General features: G+C 47.1%; 1 protein-coding gene. It reads right to left on the bottom strand.

Going from position 1 to position 244, the window contains the following annotated elements:
- Positions 1–244: tetraacyldisaccharide 4'-kinase (locus tag AB4585_RS26255; protein WP_372171694.1), on the bottom strand; the 244-nt coding region annotated here is incomplete at both ends.

The raw sequence follows: 244 nt of genomic DNA, 5'->3' as shown, positions 1-244 counted from the left end.
AATCTGTGCTGATACAGGTAGATACCACCAATTATCATCTGCAAAGTCACGGCATTTAACCGCATCTTTTTCTGTCATTATTAGCTGATGGCCATCGGCAATTAACGGCGTAATATCCGCCTTTAGCAACGCCTTATGGTCAGCAAAGCCTTTGGTCGTGATTACGTTGGCCTGCATTGACTCTAGGGTATCAAAGAACCGTGGAGGGTGGCCAATACCGGCTATAGCGGTAAGTGCTCCCAAC

Origin of the sequence: Vibrio sp. 10N.222.49.C9 (assembly GCF_041474985.1) — a bacterium.
In the GTDB taxonomy this organism is placed as follows: Bacteria; Pseudomonadota; Gammaproteobacteria; order Enterobacterales; family Vibrionaceae; genus Vibrio; species Vibrio crassostreae_C.
The sequence above is the reverse complement of the archived record's forward strand: the minus strand, read 5'-3'. Positions and strand labels throughout refer to the sequence as shown.